Annotated in this window: 21 protein-coding genes; 16 read left to right on the top strand and 5 right to left on the bottom strand. The window is 60.2% G+C overall.

Annotated features, from left to right (window positions below; genetic code table 11):
- Nucleotides 1-27: 27 nt before the first annotated feature.
- Both TK06_RS29010 and aroC read right to left on the bottom strand, forming a co-directional pair.
- Nucleotides 28-1173: an MFS transporter gene (locus TK06_RS29010; protein WP_063324824.1), complete on the bottom strand. Its 1146-nt coding sequence runs from the start codon at nucleotides 1171-1173 to the stop codon at nucleotides 28-30.
- Between the two features lie 34 nt (nucleotides 1174-1207).
- A complete protein-coding gene (gene aroC / locus TK06_RS29005; RefSeq protein ID WP_060741135.1) occupies nucleotides 1208-2299 on the bottom strand; it encodes a chorismate synthase in 1092 nt (363 codons plus the stop codon).
- 142 nt (nucleotides 2300-2441) lie between these two features.
- Here aroC and TK06_RS29000 point away from each other — a divergent pair, with 142 nt between their 5' ends.
- On the top strand, nucleotides 2442-3407 hold the full coding sequence (locus TK06_RS29000; protein ID WP_063324823.1) for an alpha/beta hydrolase: 966 nt from the start codon (nucleotides 2442-2444) through the stop codon (nucleotides 3405-3407).
- A gap of 107 nt (nucleotides 3408-3514) precedes the next feature.
- Nucleotides 3515-4303, top strand: coding sequence for a hypothetical protein (locus TK06_RS28995; protein WP_063324822.1), 789 nt, complete (start codon nucleotides 3515-3517; stop codon nucleotides 4301-4303).
- Between the two features lie 183 nt (nucleotides 4304-4486).
- Here the strand turns inward: TK06_RS28995 and prmB are convergent, their stop codons facing one another.
- A complete protein-coding gene (gene prmB, locus TK06_RS28990) occupies nucleotides 4487-5395 on the bottom strand; it encodes a 50S ribosomal protein L3 N(5)-glutamine methyltransferase (RefSeq protein ID WP_003204491.1) in 909 nt (302 codons plus the stop codon).
- Nucleotides 5396-5649: 254 nt separating this feature from the next.
- On the opposite strand from prmB, the gene TK06_RS28985 reads away from it, so the two are divergent.
- From TK06_RS28985 to TK06_RS28965, 5 genes are all read left to right on the top strand, one after another.
- Nucleotides 5650-6240 carry a cysteine hydrolase family protein gene (locus TK06_RS28985; RefSeq protein WP_003204493.1) on the top strand — a complete coding sequence of 197 codons (591 nt, stop codon included), beginning with the start codon at nucleotides 5650-5652 and terminating at the stop codon, nucleotides 6238-6240.
- A 130-nt stretch (nucleotides 6241-6370) separates the two neighbouring features.
- Nucleotides 6371-6691: a hypothetical protein gene (locus tag TK06_RS28980; RefSeq protein WP_063324821.1), complete on the top strand. Its 321-nt coding sequence runs from the start codon at nucleotides 6371-6373 to the stop codon at nucleotides 6689-6691.
- Nucleotides 6692-6764: 73 nt separating this feature from the next.
- Nucleotides 6765-7322, top strand: a complete 558-nt coding sequence (locus TK06_RS28975) for a Smr/MutS family protein (RefSeq protein WP_063325243.1) — start codon at nucleotides 6765-6767, stop codon at nucleotides 7320-7322.
- A 77-nt stretch (nucleotides 7323-7399) separates the two neighbouring features.
- A complete protein-coding gene (gene folE / locus TK06_RS28970) occupies nucleotides 7400-7945 on the top strand; it encodes a GTP cyclohydrolase I FolE (protein ID WP_063324820.1) in 546 nt (181 codons plus the stop codon).
- 104 nt (nucleotides 7946-8049) lie between these two features.
- Complete coding sequence (locus TK06_RS28965) at nucleotides 8050-8421, top strand: glutathione S-transferase N-terminal domain-containing protein (protein ID WP_063325242.1); 372 nt, start codon at nucleotides 8050-8052, stop codon at nucleotides 8419-8421.
- Between the two features lie 85 nt (nucleotides 8422-8506).
- Here the strand turns inward: TK06_RS28965 and TK06_RS28960 are convergent, their stop codons facing one another.
- Nucleotides 8507-9673, bottom strand: a complete 1167-nt coding sequence (locus tag TK06_RS28960; protein WP_063324819.1) for a PLP-dependent aminotransferase family protein — start codon at nucleotides 9671-9673, stop codon at nucleotides 8507-8509.
- Between the two features lie 81 nt (nucleotides 9674-9754).
- On the opposite strand from TK06_RS28960, the gene TK06_RS28955 reads away from it, so the two are divergent.
- The 5 genes from TK06_RS28955 (at nucleotide 9755) to TK06_RS32510 (ending at nucleotide 18175) form a co-directional block, all read left to right on the top strand.
- A complete protein-coding gene (locus tag TK06_RS28955; RefSeq protein WP_063324818.1) occupies nucleotides 9755-10201 on the top strand; it encodes a MarR family winged helix-turn-helix transcriptional regulator in 447 nt (148 codons plus the stop codon).
- 333 nt (nucleotides 10202-10534) lie between these two features.
- Nucleotides 10535-11884, top strand: coding sequence for an NCS2 family permease (locus TK06_RS28950; protein WP_063324817.1), 1350 nt, complete (start codon nucleotides 10535-10537; stop codon nucleotides 11882-11884).
- A 63-nt stretch (nucleotides 11885-11947) separates the two neighbouring features.
- Complete coding sequence (locus TK06_RS28945; protein ID WP_063324816.1) at nucleotides 11948-12577, top strand: LysE family translocator; 630 nt, start codon at nucleotides 11948-11950, stop codon at nucleotides 12575-12577.
- 121 nt (nucleotides 12578-12698) lie between these two features.
- Entirely contained in the window at nucleotides 12699-16415 is a 3717-nt protein-coding gene (locus tag TK06_RS28940) for a calcium-binding protein (RefSeq protein WP_203417395.1), read from the top strand.
- A 170-nt stretch (nucleotides 16416-16585) separates the two neighbouring features.
- Complete coding sequence (locus TK06_RS32510; protein WP_153044855.1) at nucleotides 16586-18175, top strand: hypothetical protein; 1590 nt, start codon at nucleotides 16586-16588, stop codon at nucleotides 18173-18175.
- A gap of 96 nt (nucleotides 18176-18271) precedes the next feature.
- On the opposite strand, the gene uraH is transcribed toward TK06_RS32510, so the two are convergent.
- On the bottom strand, nucleotides 18272-18625 hold the full coding sequence (gene uraH, locus TK06_RS28930) for a hydroxyisourate hydrolase (protein WP_063324814.1): 354 nt from the start codon (nucleotides 18623-18625) through the stop codon (nucleotides 18272-18274).
- Nucleotides 18626-19038: 413 nt separating this feature from the next.
- Between uraH and puuE the strand changes: the two genes are divergently transcribed.
- From puuE to TK06_RS28910, 4 genes are all read left to right on the top strand, one after another.
- Nucleotides 19039-19980, top strand: coding sequence for an allantoinase PuuE (puuE, locus tag TK06_RS28925; RefSeq protein WP_063324813.1), 942 nt, complete (start codon nucleotides 19039-19041; stop codon nucleotides 19978-19980).
- Nucleotides 19977-20492 (top strand): 2-oxo-4-hydroxy-4-carboxy-5-ureidoimidazoline decarboxylase, encoded by a 516-nt coding sequence (uraD, locus tag TK06_RS28920; protein ID WP_063324812.1) that lies wholly within the window; start codon nucleotides 19977-19979, stop codon nucleotides 20490-20492. The genes puuE and uraD overlap by 4 nt, the downstream gene beginning before the upstream one ends.
- A 54-nt stretch (nucleotides 20493-20546) precedes the next feature.
- Nucleotides 20547-21542: an allantoicase gene (alc, locus tag TK06_RS28915; protein ID WP_063324811.1), complete on the top strand. Its 996-nt coding sequence runs from the start codon at nucleotides 20547-20549 to the stop codon at nucleotides 21540-21542.
- A 147-nt stretch (nucleotides 21543-21689) separates the two neighbouring features.
- Complete coding sequence (locus TK06_RS28910) at nucleotides 21690-22193, top strand: ureidoglycolate lyase (protein WP_063324810.1); 504 nt, start codon at nucleotides 21690-21692, stop codon at nucleotides 22191-22193.
- The last annotated feature ends 37 nt before the right edge of the window (nucleotides 22194-22230 follow it).

Here is a 22230-nt window from a genome sequence, read left to right as displayed (position 1 = left end):
GCTCCAGCAAATTAACGGTTCGAAGGCTCATGGCCGGTCCTCTTGCATACGTGTGGCAATGATAACGGCTGCCGCGAAAGCCGCGAGGCTGGCGAGACTGAACGTCCAACTGGCACCCAAGGCGTTCCAGCTATAGCCGGAATACAATGCGCCCAGGGCCCCGCCCGTACCGGCCAACGCCGCATACAGCGCCTGCCCCTGGCCTTGCTGGCGAGGCCCGAAACTGCGTTGCACGAAATGGATGGCAGCGGCGTGAAAGCTGCCGAAGGTCGCCGCGTGCAGCACCTGGGCGAACAACAATACCCAGAGAAACTCGGCCAGCGAGCCCAGCAACAACCAGCGCAACGCCGCCAGCAGGAAGCTCGCCAGCAGCACCCGGCGCACGGAAAACCGCGTCAGGATCCGGCTCATCAGCAGGAAGACCAGAACTTCCGCCACCACGCCGAGGGCCCAGAGCAGGCCGATCAACCCGCGACTGTAGCCCAGGTGTTCGAGGTGCAAGGTCAGGAAGGTGTAATACGGCCCGTGACTCACCTGCATCAGGCCCACACAGGTATAGAACGCCAGCACGCCAGGGTTGCGCAGTTGCCGTAGGAACCCCTCCCCCGCGATGCGCGGCCCCTGCAATGGCTGGGCATTGGGCACCCAGAAGCTGGCGAGCACGATGCCGGCCATGATCAGTACCAGCGCCACCGGATAGATGTCCAGGCTCAGCCATTCGAACAAGCGGCCGAGCACCACCACGGTGATGATGAAACCGATGGAACCCCACAGGCGGATCTGGCTGTAGCGCGAGGCCTGCCCGCCCAGATGGGCCAGGGTAATGACTTCGAACTGCGGCAACACCGCGTGCCAGAAGAACGCATGCAGCGCCATGACCATCGCCAGCCAGGCGTAGCTTTTATCGATGAAGATCAGCGAGAAAGCCAGCAGCGTGCAGATCGCGCCAAAACGCACAATCGCCAGGCGCCGGCCGGTGTAATCCCCCAGCCAGCCCCAGATATTCGGCGCCACACAGCGCATCAGCATGGGAATCGCCACCAGCTCGCCGATGCGCGCCGCATTGAACCCCAGGTGATCGAAATACAGCGCCAGGAACGGCGCCGTCGAACCGAGCAGCGCGAAATAGAACAGATAGAAACTGGAGAGCCGCCAGTACGGCAGTGCCGCCATGGTCGTCAGGCCACGGCGGCTGGCAGGCCGGCCATCAAAGTTGCCCTAGCACCGGGGTGCTGACGCGGACGTCGGCGTTCTGGCCGCGATGACGCAGCAGGTGATCCATCAGCACGATCGCCATCATCGCCTCGGCGATGGGCGTGGCACGGATGCCGACGCACGGGTCATGACGGCCCTTGGTGATGACGTCCACCGGGTTGCCATGAATGTCGATGGAGCGGCCCGGCGTGGTGATGCTGGACGTCGGTTTCAAGGCCAGGTGCGCCACGATTGGCTGGCCCGAGGAAATGCCGCCGAGGATACCGCCGGCATTGTTGCTCAGGAAACCATCCGGAGTCAGTTCGTCACGGTGCTCGGTGCCGCGCTGGGCGACACAGGCGAAACCGGCGCCGATCTCCACGCCCTTCACCGCGTTGATGCTCATCAGCGCGTGGGCCAGCTCGGCGTCGAGGCGGTCGAAGATCGGCTCGCCCAGGCCCGGCATCACCCCTTCGGCGACCACGGTGATCTTCGCGCCGACCGAATCCTGGTCCCGGCGCAGTTGGTCCATGTAGGCCTCGAGTTCCGGCACCTTGTCCGGGTCGGGGCAGAAGAAGGCGTTCTGCTCCACCGAATCCCAGGTCTTGAACGGGATTTCGATGGGGCCCAACTGGCTCATGTAGCCACGAATCACGATGCCCTGGCTGGCCAGGTACTTCTTGGCAATCGCCCCAGCCGCCACGCGCATGGCGGTTTCCCGCGCCGAGCTGCGACCGCCGCCACGGTAGTCGCGCTCGCCGTATTTGTGATGGTAGGTGTAGTCGGCGTGGGCCGGGCGGAACAGATCCTTGATCGCCGAGTAGTCCTTGGACTTCTGGTCGGTGTTGCGGATCAACAGGCCGATGGCGCAGCCGGTGGTGCGCCCTTCGAACACGCCGGAAAGGATTTCGACTTCATCGGCTTCCTGGCGCTGGGTGGTGTGGCGGCTGGTGCCGGGCTTGCGGCGGTCCAGGTCACGCTGCAGGTCATCCAGGGAAATCTCCAGGCCCGGCGGGCAGCCGTCGACAATGGCGACCAACGCCGGGCCATGGCTTTCGCCCGCGGTGGTGACAGTGAACAGCTTGCCGTAGGTATTGCCGGACATGCAGGGTGCTCCGTGAAATCGCTGAGAGACTCAACCTTGGATTCGTAATGGGCGCCAGTATACGCAGGCTCCCCGCGTAGTTCATCCTCGAACCTTATCGGCGGCCACCAGTCCAACCGGCACCTTCGCAACTAATGGCGTGATGATGTTAAAGCTGCTTGCTCTAAGCCTTACCTTGTTCACCGGCCTGCTTTCCGGCGTGGCCCAGGCCACGGTGCTGCAACGCCCCATCAGCCTCGATACAGGCAATGGTGAGCTTTTCGGCTCGTTGTTGCTGCCCAAGTCCGACACGCCGGTGCCGGTTGTCCTGATCATTTCCGGTTCGGGTCCTACGGATCGCGACGGCAACAACCCCGACGGTGGACGCAACGACAGCCTCAAGCGCCTGGCCTGGGTCCTGGCCAGGCACAACATTGCCAGCGTGCGCTATGACAAACGCGGCGTAGCGGCCAGCCTCGCGGCGACCCCGGACGAGCGCAACCTGAGCGTCGAGGCCTATGTGGCCGATGCCGTGGCCTGGAGCCACAAGCTCGCCGCCGATCCGCGCCTGGGCCCATTGATCCTGCTGGGCCACAGCGAAGGCGCGTTGATCGCCAGCCTCGCCGCGCCCCAGACCAACGCGGCGGCGGTGATTTCACTGTCTGGCAGCGCCAGGCCGATCGACCAGGTGCTGCGTCAACAATTGAGCAACCGCTTGCCACCGCCGCTGATGTTGCGCAGCAACGAGCTGCTCGACAGCCTCAAGGCCGGTCGGCCCGACGATAACGTGCCGGCACAACTGCTGGTCATTTTCCGCCCCAGCGTACAGCCCTATCTGATCTCGTTGTTCCGCCAGGACCCGGCCCGGGCCTTTGCGACATTGAAGATGCCTGCCTTGATCATCCAGGGCAGCAACGATATCCAGGTCAGCGTCGATGACGCCAGGCAGTTGAAAGCCGCCAAGCCCGACGCTGAATTGGCGCTGATCGAGGGTATGAACCACGTGATGCGCATCGTGCCCAACGACGTGAAACGGCAACTGGCCTCCTACAAGGATCCCAACCTGCCCCTGGCGGCCGAGCTGGGTACGCGGCTTTTGCGTTTTATTGACTCGTTAGCCGCCCGTTAGGCGGTTTTAGTCGATTTAGCTTCAGTACTGGCAAAAACAGCCGATAACCCGGTGTCGGATAGCGCAATGGCTACCGACCCGCCGGCCTGGACAGGATTTTTGCCGTTATGACTGAAACTCAAGCTTCCCCCGACACCGCTGCCGAAGCCCCCGCCTCGTCTGCGGTGGAACTGCCGTGGGCCGACGTGCATACCGAGCATCACAAAATGCTCCGCCTGGCGCCGCTCAAGACCGACCGCGCCACCGGTGCGCGGCCATTGCGGTTTGTCGAGTTCAGCTATGCCGAGCGCCACAGCAAGGAACGCAGCCTGCTGCGCATGAGCATCCAATTGCCGAACCAGCGTGTGCGCAAGGAACAGAATCACTTGGACGTCTGGGCGGACCACGTCGAGAAACGCCTGTTTTTTTCCCCGGACAACCTGCAAGTCGAGCCGTCCAACCGTGGCATTGGCCGTTTCCTGGCGGCCCAGGGCATTACCTGGGCCAAGAAACGCTGGTCGGCCTACCAGGTGCACGGCACCGACCTGGATAACAAGGACGCCCTGAACGAAGACACTCGCCTGCGCCGCGACCGCTTTCTCAAAGCCCAGGGTTTCGAGGTGGTCTACGCCGACGCCCAGCACCTCAAGGGCAGCGTCAAGCCAACCCACGTTGGTGATCTGCTCGGGGATTGGAACACCGAGAAGCTGCAGTTCGTGGAAATCCTCGAAGCGGCGCAGATGCTGCAACAGGCCGAGCAGAACCTGGCGGAACAGGAAGTCAAACTCAAGCAGCAGGAAGAAAAGGTCACCAAGTTCAAGCGCGAAGACGCCGGCCTGCGCTTCACCATCACCTGCCTGGTGGCCTTCGCCATGTTCCAGGCGGGGTTGCTGATCTGGATTGCGACGCGGCACTGATTGCCAGCGGCCTGCCCACACACTCCTGTGGCGAGGGAGCTTGCTCCCGCTCGGCTGCACAGCAGCCGTAAATCCACCGGATGCGACTGGCCTGAAAAATCACAATGCATGGGTTTCGGGGCTGCTGCGCAGCCCAGCGGGAGCAAGCTCCCTCGCCACAAAAGCCGCTCACCATCGATCGGGTCAAACCCGCGAAGCAAACAACCCCTGGTGCTGGCGGCACTGCTCGGCGCTGAGCATGAACACGCCATGACCACCGCGTTCGAAGTCGAGCCAGGCGAAATCGACTTCCGGGTACAACGCCTCGACGTGCACCTGGCTGTTGCCCACCTCGACAATCAATAATCCCTTCTCGGTCAGATGATCGGCCGCCTCGGCCAGCATCCGGCGAACCAGGTTCAAGCCATCATCGCCACAGGCCAGGCCCAGCTCCGGTTCGTGCTGGTACTCCTGCGGCATGTCGGCGAAATCTTCCGCATCGACGTAAGGCGGGTTCGACACGATCAAGTCGAAACGTTGCCCCGGCAGACCGTCGAAGCCATCGCCCTGGACCGTGAACACGCGCTCGTCGACGCCATGGCGCTCGATATTCTGGTTGGCCACTTCCAGCGCTTCGAACGATAGGTCGGCCAGCACCACCTCGGCCTCCGGGAACTCATAGGCACAGGCAATGCCGATGCAGCCGGAACCGGTGCACAGATCAAGAATTCGTGCCGGTTCCTGGCCCAGCCACGGCTCGAAATGCTTTTCGATCAGTTCGCCGATGGGCGAGCGCGGAATGAGCACGCGCTCGTCGACGATGAACGACATCCCGCAGAACCAGGCCTCACCCAACAAATAGGCGGTTGGCACACGCTCTGTGATACGCCGGCGCAGCAGGCGCTGCACATGAACCAATTCTTCGTCTTCAAGACGGCAGTCCAGGTAGCTGTCGGCAATTTCCCATGGCAGGTGCAATGCGCCCAACACCAGTTGCCGGGCTTCATCCCACGCATTGTCGGTGCCATGGCCGAAAAACAGATCCTCCCCATGGAAACGGCTGACGGCCCAACGGATATGGTCGCGCAGGGTACGGAGACGAGAAGTGATCACGGCGGCAAACTCCAGAAAAATCGACGGGCGAGTCTACCAGTCAAACGCGACCCCACCCAAACACGCCCCGATGACGAACGAAAAACCCCGGATCAATCGTAGGAATTATCCGTTTTTTGATCAGCCTATTGAACAAGATGAGCATCTTGACAAGGCTGTAGGCCAGCAACGGCGGCCCTTGCGATGGAAGCGATTCACAGAACCGCTCAGCCAGAGGACAATGTCGCAAAAGCCCCACTCGAAGGAGCCCCAGAATGTCCGTTCCAAAAACGATGTTTCAACTCAGCGGCCGTGGTTATGCAGCGGCCAATCTGAGTCAAGCGACCCTGATCATCATCGATGCCCAGAAAGAATACCTCGCCGGCCCCCTGGCCCTGAGCGGCATGGATGCAGCCGTCGCGAACATCAAGCAATTGCTCGGCGCGGCCCGTGCAGCCGGTCGGCCAATCGTGCATGTGCGCCACCTGGGCACCCATGGCGGGCTGTTCGATCCACAAGGCGAGCGCGGGGAGTTCATTCCCGGCCTCGAACCCCAGGCCGACGAAACCGTGATCGAAAAGCTGCTGCCCAGCGCCTTCCACGGCACCGAGTTGAAAAAGCGCCTGGAAGACTTCGGCCCCCTGGACCTGATCGTGTGCGGGTTCATGAGCCACTCCAGCGTCAGCACCACCGTGCGCGCCGCCAAGAACCTGGGCTTTCGCTGTACCCTGGTGGAAGACGCCTGCGCCACTCGCGACCTGCCGTACAAGGGCGGCGTCCTCAGCGCCGAACACGTTCAGCAGACCGAAATGGCGATCATGGCGGACAACTTCGCCACCCTGGCGTTGACCCGTGACTTCATCTGATTCGCCTTGATGAGCGGCCACTTTCGCCGCTCATCCACAAAAGCCTCGCATTTGCCGCAATTGCCCTACCTTCAGGAACAACCCGAACATCTTCCGGTCGAAGGGCCGATACCCATTGAGGAAGGTCGGAATGAAGTTATCCGATGGTTTTGACGCACGTCGCTTGCGGCCCAAGGGCCCGAGCAACTGGCGGTTTCGTTTCGGCGCGGCGATCGCCGCGCTACTGGCAACACTCGGTGTGTTGCTGGCCATGGCCGGTGCGGCCAGCCTGCTGGGCCGCCCGCCCGCTCTGGGCGAATTGAATGCCACCCCACTGGGTTCGGCGATCATCCTGGCAATCGGTCTTTTCGTGTTGTTGCTGGGCGTCTGGCTCTGGCGCCGCTGCCGCCGTCGCGCCCGCCAATCCCTGGAGCTGGCCATGGCTCCGCACCTGATGAAAAAGCACGACTGACCCGCCATCCGACGTTTTGTCGCGCCTGATCCCGCCAGAGTTGGGTAAACTGGTCGGCTTCGCGGAGGCTGACATGCAAGACGACGACTTTTCCCTGTTCAAAAGTGCGATCCAGGGCGTAAAACCGATCAAGCACGACCGCGCCGAGACCGGCAAGCCCAAGGCCGATCGCGCACAAATCGCCAAGCTGCGCCAGGCCGCTACCGTGCGCAACGACGCCACGACCGTGGATGGCTTGTCCGATCAGTTCGTGATCGACGTCGGGCCGGAAGACGAGTTGATGTGGGCACGCGACGGTGTCCAGGAAAGCCAGATGCGCAAGCTGAAGGTCGGCCAGATCCCCTTCGAGGGCAGCCTCGACCTGCACGGCATGACCGTGGAAAAGGCCCGGGAAACTCTTTGGGCGTTCCTGGCCGAAGCCACGAAATTCGAAATCCGCTGCGTGCGCGTCACCCATGGCAAAGCCGTGCGCCTGGACGGTAAGCGGCCGATGATCAAGAGCCACGTCAACACCTGGCTGCGCCAGCACCCGCAAGTGCTGGGCTTCACCTCCTGCCAGGCGAAACACGGCGGCGCCGGGGCGGTCTACGTGATGCTCAAGCGCACCATGATGGAAGGTCGCGACGAATAGCCCTCGATTGCCGAGCTTGCAGCGCCGTGTCCGCCACCGTACCCTTGCCCTTTGCGTAAAATCCCACAGGTAGTTTCATGTCTCTGGAACAGAATTACACCGCGATTCTCGGCCAATTGGGCGAGGACGTTTCCCGCGAGGGCCTGCTCGACACGCCCAAGCGTGCTGCCAAGGCCATGCAGTACCTCTGCCGCGGTTATGAACAGACCCTTGAAGAAGTCACCAACGGTGCCTTGTTCAGCTCCGACAACAGCGAGATGGTGCTGGTCAAGGACATCGAGTTGTACTCGTTGTGCGAACATCACCTGCTGCCTTTCATCGGCAAGGCTCACGTGGCCTACATCCCGAGCGGCAAGGTGCTGGGGCTGTCGAAAGTCGCGCGCATCGTCGACATGTATGCCCGTCGCCTGCAGATCCAGGAAAACCTCAGCCGCCAGATCGCCGACGCGATCCAGCAAGTGACCGGTGCCTTGGGCGTGGCGGTGGTGATCGAGGCCAAGCACATGTGCATGATGATGCGCGGCGTGGAAAAGCAGAACTCCTCGATGATCACCTCGGTGATGCTCGGTGAGTTCCGGGAAAACGCCGCCACTCGCAGCGAATTCCTCAGCCTCATCAAGTAATCCGCCGCATGAAGAAAACCGGCATTGATCGCCGGTTTTTTTTCGCCTGTGAAAAATCAGGTAAGCTGCGCGCCCTCTTCTTCCCTGCCGCGAGGCTTAATACCGTGATCGTCAAAGCGCTTCGGGTTGGCTTGGGCCAGCTCATCATCTTCATCGACTTCATCACCCGCCCGGGCAAGAAAAAGCGCCCGGCCGAGGCCCAGGCGCAGGTCGAGCAGGCCGCTCGCAGCCTGACGCTGTATCAGTTCCACGCCTGCCCGTTCTGCGTGAAAACCCGCCGCACCCTGCGCCGCCTCAACGTACCGGTGGCCCTGCGCGATGCGAAAAACAACGCGCAAGATCGCCAGACGCTGCTGGAGCAAGGCGGGAAGATCAAAGTGCCGTGCCTGCGTATCGAAGAAAACGGTGAGACCACTTGGATGTATGAGTCCAAGGTGATCATTGATTATCTGGATAACCGGTTCTCTGCAGCCTGACAATTTTCTACTGTGGCTACTGGCCTCATCGCGAGCGAGCTTGCTCGCGATAGGGCCAGCAAGACCACCGCGAAACCTCCTGACATCAAGCCGCTTTTGCCGCCAACGCCTCCCGCACCACCCCCGCCAACCGCTTGAGCCCTTCATCCAGCCGCGCCGGGTCGATGTGGCTGAAATTCAAACGCAAGTGCCCCGGGTGCTGGTCCGGCTCGGGGAAAAAGGGCTCCCCCGGCATGAACGCCACGTCGGCAGCCAGTGCGGCGGCGAGCAAGGTTCGGGTGTCCAGCGGTTGCTTGAGGGTCAGCCAGAAGAACAGCCCGCCCTGAGGTATGTTCCAGTCCGCGAGATCGGTGAAATGCTTCTCCAGCGCGGCCTGGAAGCGATCACGGCGGTCTCGGTAAAAATCCCTCAGCTCACTCAGATGGCGACGGTACTGCTCGGTGCCGATCCATTGCAGCGCTTGCCATTGGCCGATGCGATTGGTGTGCAGGTCCGCTGACTGCTTGAGTCGCAGCAGATGCGGGAACAGATCCGGACTGGCAATCAAATAGCCCACCCGCAGCCCTGGCAACAGGGTTTTCGACACCGTGCCGGTGTAGATCCAACTGGCCTTGCGCAAGCGACTGACAATCGGCGTGGCGCTGCCACCGTCGAAAGTCAGCTCACGATAAGGTTCGTCTTCGATCAGGGTCACACCAAACTCGTCCAACAGTGCTGCTACCGCATCGCGCTTGGCCTCGCTGTAGCGCACCGCCGAGGGGTTCTGGAAGGTCGGAATCAGGTAGATGAACGCCGGCCGATGCCGCTCCAGCCGAGCCCGTAACGCTTTCAGGTCCGGACCGTCGGCTTCCAGGGGCACCGTGATGCAATCGGCGCCAAACAGCTGGAAAATCTGCAACGCCGCCAGGTAAGTGGGCGCTTCCAACATCACTTCAGTCCCGACGTCGATGTGCAGCTTGGCCGCCAGGTCAAGGGTTTGCTGGGAGCCGCTGACCACCAGCACCTGACTCGCCTCACAGGCCACACCCAGCGCCCGCGCCTGGGCCGCCAGGGCTTCGCGCAGGGCGGGTTCGCCTTCGCTCATGCCGTACTGGCCCATGGACAAGGGCATGGCCGCCCATTCCACTTTCGGCAGCATGGCTTCGGCCGGCAGGCCGCCGGCGAACGACATCACTTCAGGGCGCTGCGCCGCCGCGAGGATTTCTCGAATCAAAGAACTTTTGAGGCGCGAGACACGTTCGGAAAAAGCCATGGAGTCACCTGTAGCGAGGCACGGGAGGAATGAGTCAAACTGGTTGACCGAAATTACGCCAGCTCATGTGGATACGTCAACATGCTTGACCTTAAAAACCCAACTTCCCAACAAATGGCCATGGAAGCGTTCTTCTTCGGTTACCAGGCATTCACCGCCAAGGCCGATGAAATGCTCGAGCGCCGTGGGTTGAGCCGGGTGCACCAGCGCATCGTTTTTTTCATCGCCCGCTACCCGTCCCTGAGCGTGAAGGAGTTGCTGGCGGTTCTTGGCGTGAGCAAGCAAGCGCTGAACATGCCGTTGCGGCAACTGATGGAAATGCACCTGGTGAACAGCGTCGCGTCCGAGACCGACAAGCGTAAACGGCTGCTGGAACTGACGGCCGAGGGCGAGCGGTTCGAACAGGCGTTGCGGCGTGAGCAGGTGAAATTGCTGGAGCGGGTGTTTGCCGAGGCTGGGGAGGCGGCGGTGAATGGCTGGTTGGCCGTAAACCTGGCACTGGGAAAGGGACAGGTGGCTGTCGACTGAGTTTCCTCCGCAAGCTGTGTATTGCCCGGTCTATCGCCATCGCGGGCAAGCCTTGCTCCCACGGAGGGTCTCAGCGGACGCTCGCTGTGGGAGCAAAGCGTGCTCGTGATAGCGCCCTCAAGATCGATATATCCCTATCGCCCATCATTTCGTCGACAACACAGAAAACATTATTTGCATTATTTGTATACAAAAGCATAATTCGCTTCGTGCGAGTTCCTGACCAACAGGTCAACATACTTCGCCAGCCTTACCTGCCTCAGCGCATCGCAACCACCCCCAGGGCGTATGCGGTGCAGGAAATAACAATAAGACTCTTGAGGAGTACTCGCTGTGGAAAGCCGCAAACCCGAAGCCCGAACGCTGGACCTCTCGCCGCCACTACGCAGTGGCTGGCTGGAGCGCATCTTCAAACTCAGCTTGCATGGCACCACGGTGAAGACCGAGCTGATTGCCGGCCTGACGACCTTCATCACCATGGCCTACATCATCTTCGTCAACCCCAACATCATGGCCGACGCCGGCATCGATCACGGCGCCGCCTTCGTCGCCACCTGCATCGCCGCGGCCCTGGGTTGCCTGCTGATGGGACTGTACGCCAACTGGCCGGTGGGCCTGGCGCCAGGCATGGGCCTGAACGCGTTCTTCACCTACACAGTGGTCGGGACCATGGGCTACAACTGGGAAACCGCGTTGGGCGCGGTGTTCATTTCCGGTGTGCTGTTCATGATCCTGACCCTGTCACGGGTGCGCGAGTGGCTGCTCAACAGCATTCCAGTGAGCCTGCGGTTCGCCATGGGCGCGGGGGTCGGCTTGTTCCTCGGGCTGATCGGCCTGAAAACCGCCGGGATCATCGTCGACAGCCCCGCGACCCTGATCAAGCTCGGCTCGTTGCGTGAGCCCGGTCCGTTGTTGGCCGCGGTGTGTTTCCTGATGATCGCCGTGCTCAGTTATCACCGCGTATTCGGCGCGATCCTGATCAGCATCATCGCCGTGACCCTGGCCGGTTGGGGCCTGGGGTTGGTGCAGTACAACGGTGTCATGTCGACACCACCGAGCCTGGCCCCCACCTGGATGGCGATGGACGTGGCCGGGGTGTTCAACGTCAGCATGATCAGCGTGGTGTTGGCCTTCCTGTTCGTGCACATGTTCGACACCGCCGGCACCCTGATGGGTGTTGCCCAGCGCGCCGGCCTGGTGAAAGCCGACGGCAAGATCGAGAACCTGTCCCGCGCCTTGAAAGCCGACAGCGCCTCCAGTGTGTTCGGCGCCATGGTTGGCGTGCCGCCGGTGACCAGCTACGTGGAAAGCGCCGCCGGTGTGGCGGCGGGTGGCCGGACGGGGCTTACCGCCGTGACCGTCGGTGTGCTATTTATTGCCGCCATGTTCTTCGCACCGCTGGCCGGGATGATCCCGGCCTACGCCACGGCCGGCGCGTTGATCTACGTCGCCATGCTGATGATGGGCGGCATGGCCCATATCGAATGGGACGAGGCGACCGACAGTATCCCGGCCATCGTCACGGCCATCATGATGCCCCTGACGTTCTCGGTCGCCGACGGTATCGCCCTGGGTTTCATCACCTATGTGGTGCTCAAGGCCGGCACCGGTAAACACAAGGAAATCTCCGTCAGCCTGTGGGTGCTCTGCGCGATCTTCATCGCCAAGTTCATCTTCTTGTAAGCGATACACCTAGCCACCCGCCTCATCCCTTGGATGAGGCTTTTGCACCTAAGGACCCACGCAATGAATCTGGAAACCTGGCTGTTGTTCAGCGGCGCCGCCTTGGTGGTGATCCTCATCCCCGGCCCTCTGTCGCTGTTGATGATCGGCAATAGCCTGAACTACGGCCTGCGCCGCTCGTACCCGGCGTTCCTCGGCGGCGTGATCGCCTCGATCTGCCTGTTGAGCGCTTCGGCGCTGGGGCTCGGTGCGTTGTTGATGGCCTCGGAGCAACTGTTCAGTGCCCTGAAGATTGTCGGTGCCCTGTACCTTTTTTATCTGGCCTGGCAGAGCTGGCAGCAATCACGCCAACCGTCCCAAGGCGCCGAAGTGCCCCAGGCCGCTGCCGTCCCACGCTTTGGTGCCCTCTTCGGCCGGGCGTTCGTGCTGGGCGCCAGCAACCCTAAGGACATCCTGTTCTTCGCCGCGTTCCTGCCGCAATTCTTGAGCGCCGAGCAAGCGTTCCTGCCGCAACTGTTGATCATGATCGCCACCTGGACCGTGCTCGACCTGCTGTGCAAGCTGGCCTACGGTCTCGGCGCCCACGGCGCGGCGCGGTATTTGCGTACGGGGAAAGGCCAGAGCTGGTTCAACCGCATCAGCGCAGGATTATTTGGCGGCGCGGGTGCAGCCTCTTTACTGTCCAGTCACTGAACCCGTCGTTTTTCATGTCGGGCTTTCGCAAAACACCGCAACAACCAATCGATGTACACCCTTCAGGAAAACACCTTAGATAGAGGGCCATTCACATCATCGTTGAACAAGGACGTTCACAATGACCAAGGTTTTCTATCCCTCCCCTGTTTCTGACGAGCACGCCGTAGTCATTACGGACCTGGGCTTTCATGCCAATGAGCACACCGTCGAAACACTCGATTTCAGGGTGGCCGATGAGACGCCGCTCAGCGCCGAACACAAGCATCGGCAGGCCCAACTCGACGTCGTGGATAAACTTTATGGCCCGCTCTCTATCGGCACCGTGAAGGTGACCCGTTCAGCCCTGGATGCGTTGGGCGCCACGACCGATGGACAACCGCTGACAGGGGACAATACTTTTTTCCGCACCCCCAATCGCTTTTTCTTGAACTCGCTGCAGTTCTGCGCCGTTGACATCGAAACGCGTATGACGCTCACCAGCGATGTGGACGACTATCGGTTACCCACTTTGCTTTTCGAAATGGCGAGTCAACGTTCGCCCACGGCGCGCCCCTTGTTGAAAGAAAGTCCTGATACACAGGCTGAACCAACCGGGTATCGAAGCACGCTTGAAAAGCTTTTGAACGCCGCCCAGAGACTCAACCTCCATGCGCTCTCGCAAACCATGAGCTGGGTGAGCCAAGCGAAGAGCAACCTCCTCATCCCAACGGGTCTTGGCCTCCAGGCCTTCGGCATCTATAGCGGTCTGCGAGGCCTGCAGGACGCCATCCAGAACAAGGACGCTTACCAGACGGTCTTCAACGGGGCCGGCGTGGCGGCCGAGATGGCCTCGATCGGTGTCGAGGCAGCGGTGACCCGACAAGCCACTCAGATGATCAAGGCCGGCCAGAGCGCCCTCAGGGATTTCGCCAAAACAGGCTTCGCCATAAGGCTCGCCCGTGGAAGCAGCCTGATCGCCAGCGTACTGACACTGCCTTTCGATATCATCGCCGCTGTCGACGCTTTCAAGGCCGCCGCCCGCGCCACCGGCAAGGAAGCCACCGACCACTACGTCAGCGCCGCCCTGAGCGTCACCAGTGCGGCCATGAGCTTGACCCTCGGCATCGCGGCACTGGCAGGTTTCAGTTCAGCCGGTCCTGTGGGCCTTGCCGCGGGGCTTATCCTGGTGGTGGGATCACAAATCTGGGGCGCGATTCGTCAAGTCGATGAAATCGACGACTATATCGAACTCACCGCGCACGAGCGCCTGCGCACCGGTTGGCTCGCTTTCTGGGCAATCAGCCCTGATAAAGACATCCAGGATCGCTACACCCTCGCCAAGGCGACCGCCGAACATACCAAGCGGCTGCGGGCCAATGCCTTGTACTTGCTCAAGGGCCCGTTGAAAGACAGCACTGAGGCGATCGTAAACGGAGCATTCACCGTAGAACTCGAACCGGTCACCTACACCACTTGGAATTGGTGGACGGGAGAACAATACCAGGCGACCACAGTACGTCCCAGGATCAAGGACAGCGACGACTGGATCGATGCGCGAAGTGGCGTTACTGCTCAGACGCCCGGCGCAGTCATTGAAACGTCGGCGGAAGATAAAGGCATCCATTGGTATATCGGCGGTGGCGACGACACGGTTCTAGGCGTTGAAAACCAGCCAAATGTCTTCCATTACGGGGCGGGCGTTAAAAAACTGACCGGCGGCGTGAAAGATGACGTTTTCATCTTCGAGGGCTCGGCAGAGCCTCTCAGTGGAGGACAAACAACGAATACCCTGGTGGGAGGCCTGGGCAACGACACGCTCATCTTATCGGGTCGCACCCGCAATAGTCAGGAGCCGCGCCTGGGCTATCAGGTCGACCTGGAGGCCGGGCACGTATCCGTCATCACTCAAGCCAGTCATCAAACAGAGAGCGAACACACTCCCCATGCGCGCCTTGAAGGCATTGAAAATGTCGAAATCCCCGAGGGCGGTGCCAACGTCATCAAGGGCAGCGCCGGCCCGAACATCATTAAATCCCGCGGCAATGACTCAATCGAGGCCGGTGCGGGAAATGACCGGATTTTTCTCCTGAATGGAAACAACCGTAACGCAGACGGTGGACCTGGCGATGACGTCTATGCCATCGCGCATAAACCCGGTTGTGTCTCCATCAGCGAAGATGGCGTAGGCAACAGCGTCATCGCTCTGGACTGGAGAGCGGACCTGATTGAAAGCTGGCGAATAGAAGAAGGTCACTTGGTTATGACGTCCTGCTTCGATGCCAACGACTGGGCGCTTCGAAAAGTCATCATCAGGAACGTCTATGAAGACACCGATTATCCAAGCCCCCTACAAAACAATAAGCTGACGTTCATCACCCAGGATGGCTACCATTTGGTACCCGACCTGCCTGACACGATCGAGCACCGCGGTCCGCTGGACATTGAAGCCATCGTGGTGCAGGCAGGAACACCACGAAACCCGGCCATCCTCAATGGACGAAGCGAGCAGCAGATCGCCCATGACAAAGACACGAGTTTTTACGTTTCACGCATCAATGAACTCACCACGCTCAAGGTCAAGCAAAAAAGCAAATTCTCCACCACCCTCCATCTGGACTATAGCGACGCTGAACTGACCCGTATCGAAGCCCATTACAGCGCCCACGCCACTCAGGACGCCGAAGGGGATACCGTGAAATACGGCGAATGTGGCCTGACATTACACTTTGGCGTTCGCCGAGTCGTCTTGAAGAACCTGGCAAGTTCCGATGAACGTTATAGCGCGCAAAACCCGCAGACAGGGCGGCGTGCATTTTCCGCCTTGGGTTCGCATCACACGTTTATTCTGGTCATGAACGACGGCTCATCCTACCGCCTGGTCCAACCCTCGCCTGACTATGATCTGTTGCTGGACAAAACATTCATCGGTAAAGACCCGGTCGAGTGGAAAACAGAAGCGTCACGGGCACTCACACCGACGAGAAAGCACTACGCCTACCTACAGCCCTTGGACAAGCATCCCCACTACATGCGCAGCTGGGCAACCTGCGCCCTGCTCACATCCCCTACCGAACAGACGGGTATCGAAGTCCTGATTGGCGAAGGCGCCACCTACCTTGTTCACTTGAGCCCGGACATGACGCTACGCCTGTCCACGCCGGGCGCGCTGGCCGGCGCCAATCCTCGACTCCCCCGGGCCTCGCTATGGGAACTCGACGCCCGGCACCTCGGTCCAGTTGAGATCACACTTTCCTCCAACCTGCTGCGGATCGGCACAGCAATCATTCATCTTCCAGTCCATGAAGCTGGAGACCTTGTCGACCAGATACGCGTCATCACCACACGAGGCGTTGTCCATGCTGTCGACAGTCTGTTCGAGCGAGTTTATGTAGAAGCGCTCGATGGCCGGTACTTTGTCCCACTCGCCGATTCCAGCGCAGTATTGCCCAGCGAACTGTCCAGCCTGGCATCCGAAGAACTGAAGGTTCTTCACATTGCCGTCAAGGATGGGTCTCCTGGCACCTTGAGCTATCACCTCAAGACCCGCCAATGGATCCTCGACACCGATAAGTCCCGAGTCATCGAGACGGCGGACCTGAGAAAAACAGACCTGTGTGAACACGCCCTCCAGATCTATCAGGACCTGGCCCGCGATGGCCTCAGCCAGACCCCACCCATGGGGGATGAAGCCCTGCGTTCGTTGCGTGGCAAGTGCGTGGAATTGATGGAGAGCGTCACATTGGCACACTCGGTGATGTTTGCCCGGGCGCTAGCCCTGAGCGCGGTCTTCGGCATCAGGCTTTCGCAAATGGGCTGGCTCCTCTCATTGGCTGAGCCCTCTCCCGAACAGATATAGGCTTCAGGCATCTTTTCGAAGTTCCAGACGCCATACATATGTACCGCAGCTGCCTGTTGGTTTTCCACGAACATTCTCAAGCCCTGGGCCTGCCCGCTATGCGACAGGCCGCTCGCTTCATGGCCGCATGAATCAACACTATTTTTCAAACTCAAGAACAGGCATTTTCAATGAGTCCAAGACAAAACACCCGGCCCAAGCCGCCAAAGTCGCTCCCCGATACGCCTCACTCCAGCCGCGATACGACAGCGGAAACAACGCTCGCAACCCCCGTGAGGGGAGAGGGAATCGATCCAGCATCCGTCTCGCCAACCGAGCACGCGATTGAAACGCCTGAATCTTTGCTCTCGACCATTCAGATATCCGAAATGGCATCACCGGCCACCATCCGTGAAGCCCCTCCCTCGGTATCGCTGGACGATTACTACCTTTCACCCGAGCTGGTGCCCATGTTATCGGAGCCGGACGCAACGTCTGGGATCCGGACGTTCAGGACACGCACTTACGTCGAGCTTTCAGAGGGTGGAACGGTGCTGCTTGGACGCGATTCCGAACAGAACTACAGGGCCCGATCAGGCATCGAACTCGTCGCCTCCGGACCACGCCTGGAGCAAGTGGAAGGCAGCCACCTATGGCGTCGGATTGCGCCCCCAGAAGTGACGCACGGCGGTGATTCCGATCTTGTTCCTGTGCCCCTCGGGCTATCGGATGATGAGGTGTCATCAGTGACTGCGCCCAAGCGTCAGCGCGCGACGACCTCACAAAACGAAGCACCTGCACAAAACGCCCCGGTATTCAGTAAGAATTGGGGGATCGACCCAAGATTCATGGTGTCCGAGTTCATCACCCTGGACAATGTCCACTACAAGGTGGTGACACGCAGCGACGCGCGAGAACACCCAATCGTCTACGTTCAGCCGCCCACTCATCCCACCTATGATTTTGACCTGCTGGAAGCCACCCTCCGGCATACGCCTGACGAGCAGCCCCGAGGCGCAATGCAAATTCCACCGGATAACCACTGGGAAATTGACGCCCGGCTTCCCTTTGAAAAACCACTGACGGCTTACGTCAGGGATTGTTTTCCAGAAGTCACGACAGTCACCTTGGAAAACATCGCAAGAAAGCAATTCGAACTCGCCAATAACGGACCGTTCGCCGATGCCGCGGGCTTGACCGCCCTGCGCCAGATTTTCAACGGCTGGAAAAACGCCGGCCTCGCGCCGCATCCGCAATGGTCCGATCCGCTCTTGATGCTGCCAACGCTTGCGACCACGGCCTCCTCCAGAGGGGCTGCCCGCTCGATAACCCTGCCCGCCCCATTTTCGACGGGGACGCTGGAGCGGCTGGATTTTGATCCCATGCGGTTCCAGCGACAGTGGCTTTCTTTCCAGTCGACGTACACACCCGTGGAGTTCAAACGCTTTATGGCCGCCCTTCTGACCCGCAACGGCTACACGGTCATGGAGCCAAGCTCCTACAATAGTTTCCCGGCATTGGTATTCCAACGCGCCGAGCATGACCATGTATTTTTCATGAGCCTGCATCGCACCAGGATCCCAAAGATTTCCCTGCCAACGTACCTGGACCCCAATACAGCCGGCGTCCTCCTGGAAAACCAGCTCGGCGAAGCCGCGGCGAAAGTCGTCAGGGACGCCCACGCGGCCAACAAAATCATCTGGCTCAAAGGCGGTACTGAAATCCGTCCAGGCATTGCCGACACGGTCTTCATCATCCGGGATGACAATTCCAGGCTGTAAATACGCCGCGCAAAAAAAGCCCGCAGTGTGAGCGGGCGAAAAACCAAAGAAGCTTTATGCGCAGTGGCTTCCAGGACCAGGCAGTTGCTTGGGGGCTCAACTGCCTCGATAGGTTGAATAGGCGTAAGGCGAAATCAGCAGGGGCACGTGGTAATGCTCCTGCTCGGCCGAAATGCCGAAGCGCAGCACCACCACATCCAGGAACGCCGGCTCGGACAACTGGACACCACGGGCGCGGTAGTAATCGCCGGCATGGAATTGAATCTGATAGACGCCCGAACGGTAGTTATCCCCTTGCAGCAGCGGCGCGTCGCAGCGACCGTCGCTGTTAGTCAGCGCGCTGGCGACCAGCTGCAGTTGCGAACCTTCCACGCGGTACAACTCGACCTTGATCGAGCTGCCCGGGCAGCCGTGTGCAGCATCCAAAACGTGAGTAGTCAAACGTCCCATTGATTGTGCGTGCCTCGCTGCTGGGCAGTCCGGCGCGACGCCTCCTGAATCAGTTGAAAGACAAACCGCACCGTTTCGGAGCACGAAACACTACGGCGATGAGCGAATTAAGACACTTTAAAAGAAAATTGTACACAATAAAAAACAGATATTCAGTCAGCACTCGTCCCGACAAAGGTTCCCGCCCAATCTTAAGCCAAACCAACGGATACGCCATTCTTCCAGCCATTAATTGACCAGATGGGCAGGTTTCTTGCAGTGTAGACAAACCTGGGACAGCGATGAAAAATGCAAAAAATCGGGCTTACAAATCGCACATAAAGTTGTATACAATCACCCCATCGTCGTGACGCCAGCCTATGATCCATCGCCAGGGCGCCACCCACATGGTTCGAACAAGAAGGAAAACTGCAGTGAGCGCTGACTACCCACGCGACCTGATCGGTTACGGCAATAACCCTCCCCATCCGCAGTGGCCGGGCAATGCCCGTATCGCCCTGTCCTTCGTGCTCAATTACGAAGAAGGCGGCGAGCGCAACATCCTGCATGGCGACAAGGAATCCGAGGCGTTCCTCTCGGAGATGGTCGCGGCACAACCGCTGCAGGGCGAACGCAACATGAGCATGGAATCGCTGTACGAGTATGGCAGCCGTGCCGGGGTCTGGCGGGTCCTCAAGCTGTTCAAGGCATTCGATATCCCGCTGACCATTTTCGCCGTGGCCATGGCCGCCCAGCGCCATCCGGAGGTGATCCGCGCCATGGTCGCCGCCGGTCACGAAATCTGCAGCCACGGCTATCGCTGGATCGACTACCAATACATGGATGAGGCCCAGGAGCGCGAGCACATGCTCGAAGCGATCCGTATCCTCACCGAAATCACCGGCGAGCGCCCGCTGGGTTGGTACACCGGTCGCACCGGCCCCAATACCCGCCGGCTGGTCATGGAGGAAGGCGGTTTTCTCTATGACAGCGACACCTACGACGACGACCTGCCCTACTGGGAACCGAACACGCCCAACGGCAAGCCGCACCTGGTGATCCCCTACACCCTCGATACCAACGACATGCGCTTCACCCAGGTACAGGGTTTCAACAAGGGCGATGATTTCTTCCAATACCTCAAGGACGCCTTCGACGTGCTGTATGCCGAAGGCGCCGAAGCCCCCAAGATGCTCTCCATCGGCTTGCACTGCCGCCTGATCGGCCGCCCTGCCCGCTTGGCATCCCTCAAGCGCTTCCTCGAATACGTCAAAGGCCATGAACACGTCTGGTTCAGTCGTCGTGTCGATATTGCGCGTCACTGGCAGCAGACCCATCCGTATCAAGGGGCTTCGAAACCAGGAGCGTCGAAATGACCGCCTTCCAGACCCTCAAGCCCTCGACCTTGAGCCGTGAAGCCTTCATCCGGGCTTTTGCCGACATCTACGAACATTCGCCATGGGTTGCCGAAAAGGCTTTCGACCTGGGCCAGGACCCGTCGATCGACCAGATCGAAACCCTGCACCAGCGCATGAGCGACATCCTGTTGAGTGCCGATCACGACAGCCAGCTGGCACTGATCAACGCTCACCCGGACCTGGCAGGCTTTGCTGCCGTCCAGGGCCAACTGACCGAAGCCAGCACGAACGAACAGGCCGGCGCCGGTATTCACCAATGCACGGCCGAAGAGTTTCAGCGCTTCACCGAGCTGAACGACGCCTACAAGGCCAAGTTCAAGTTTCCCTTCATCATGGCGGTAAAAGGCAGCAACCGGCACCAGATCCTCGCGGCGTTCGAAACGCGCATCCATCACTCGGTAGACACCGAATTCAAATGCGCGCTGGCAGAGATCAACAAGATCGCGTTGTTCCGACTACTGACCCTTTAGCGAGCAGCCTCCTGCAAGCATCCCCAGCCAACTTATTAAAGGCAGACAAGAAGAATGAAAGCTTACGCCGTACCTTTCGAGAAGTTCGTCAACCTGGCCGACGCCCGCCTCGGCACCAAGATCATCTCAGTCACCGATGACTGGTTCGCCGACGCCAACCGTCTGTTCCAGCCGACCCCGGCCGTGTGGAAGGAGGGCGTGTTCGACGACAACGGCAAGTGGATGGACGGCTGGGAATCGCGGCGCAAGCGCTTCGAAGGCTACGACAGCGCAGTGATCCGCCTGGGCGTGGCGGGTTCGATCAAAGGCGTGGACATCGACACCTCATTCTTCACCGGTAACTATCCCCCGTCGGCCTCCCTCGAAGCCTGCTTCCTGACTGAAGGCGAGCCAGACGAAAACACCCAATGGACTGAAGTGCTGTCGGCCGTCGAGTTGCAAGGCAACAGCCACCACTATCACGAAATCAACAACGACCAGGCCTTCAGCCATCTGCGTTTCAATATCTACCCCGATGGCGGCGTGGCCCGGTTGCGGGTCTACGGCATTCCGTACCGCGACTGGTCGGCCGTGGGCGACAACGAACAGATCGACCTGGCCGCAGCCCTCAACGGAGGCCGTGCCCTGGCCTGCTCCGATGAACACTTCGGCCGCATGAGCAACATCCTCAACCCGGGTCGTGGCGTCAACATGGGTGATGGCTGGGAAACCGCCCGTCGTCGCACCCCGGGCAATGACTGGGTCATCGTCGCCCTGGGCCATGCCGGCATCGTTGAGCAAGTCATCGTCGACACCCTGCACTTCAAGGGCAACTACCCCGACAGTTGCTCGATCCAGGGCGCGTTCGTCAAGGGCGGCACCGACAGCCAGATCGAAACCCAATCGCTGTTCTGGCGTGAGCTGTTGCCCAGCCAGAAACTGGAAATGCACGCCGAACACACCTTCGCCGAGCAGATCAAGGCCCTGGGACCGATCACCCACATTCGCCTGAACGTGTTCCCGGATGGTGGCGTGAGTCGTCTGCGGGTGCTGGGCAAGATAGCGAAGTAAACACCGCACCTGTGGCGAGGGAGCTTGCTCCCGCTGGACTGCGCAGCAGTCCCATTTCGAGGGCCGCTTCGCGACCCAGCGGGAGCAAGCTCCCTCGCCACAAAAGCTGAACAAACGACACAGAATTTTTTGGATAAGAAGACCAGCATGCGCACACTCAAGATCGAACCGTTGACCAAAGAAGCCTTCGCCCCGTTCGGTGACGTGATCGAAACCGATGGCAGCGATCACTTCATGATCAACAACGGCTCGACCATGCGCTTCCATCGCCTGGCAACGGTGCAAACCGCCACGCCGGACGACCAGGCGATCATCAGCATCTTCCGCGCCGACGCGTTGGAGATGCCGTTGACCGTGCGCATGCTGGAGCGCCATCCGCTGGGCAGCCAGGCGTTCATTCCGCTGCTCGGCAACCCCTTTCTGATCGTGGTCGCGCCACTTGGCGATGCACCTGTATCAGGCTTGGTCCGCGCCTTCGTCACCAACGGCAGGCAGGGCATTAATTACCATCGCGGCGTCTGGCACCACCCGGTGCTGACGATCGAAAAGCGGGATGACTTCCTGGTGGTTGATCGCAGTGGCACAGGCAATAACTGCGATGAGCATTTTTTCCAAGAGGATGAGTTACTGATCCTCGCCCCCCACCAATAAGAGAAGCGTCCGATCACGCGCAGACAAGCGTGACGGG

It is taken from the genome of Pseudomonas fluorescens (genome assembly GCF_001623525.1).
In the GTDB taxonomy this organism is placed as follows: domain Bacteria; phylum Pseudomonadota; class Gammaproteobacteria; order Pseudomonadales; family Pseudomonadaceae; genus Aquipseudomonas; species Aquipseudomonas fluorescens_Q.
This window is presented reverse-complemented; position numbering and strand designations above follow the sequence as displayed.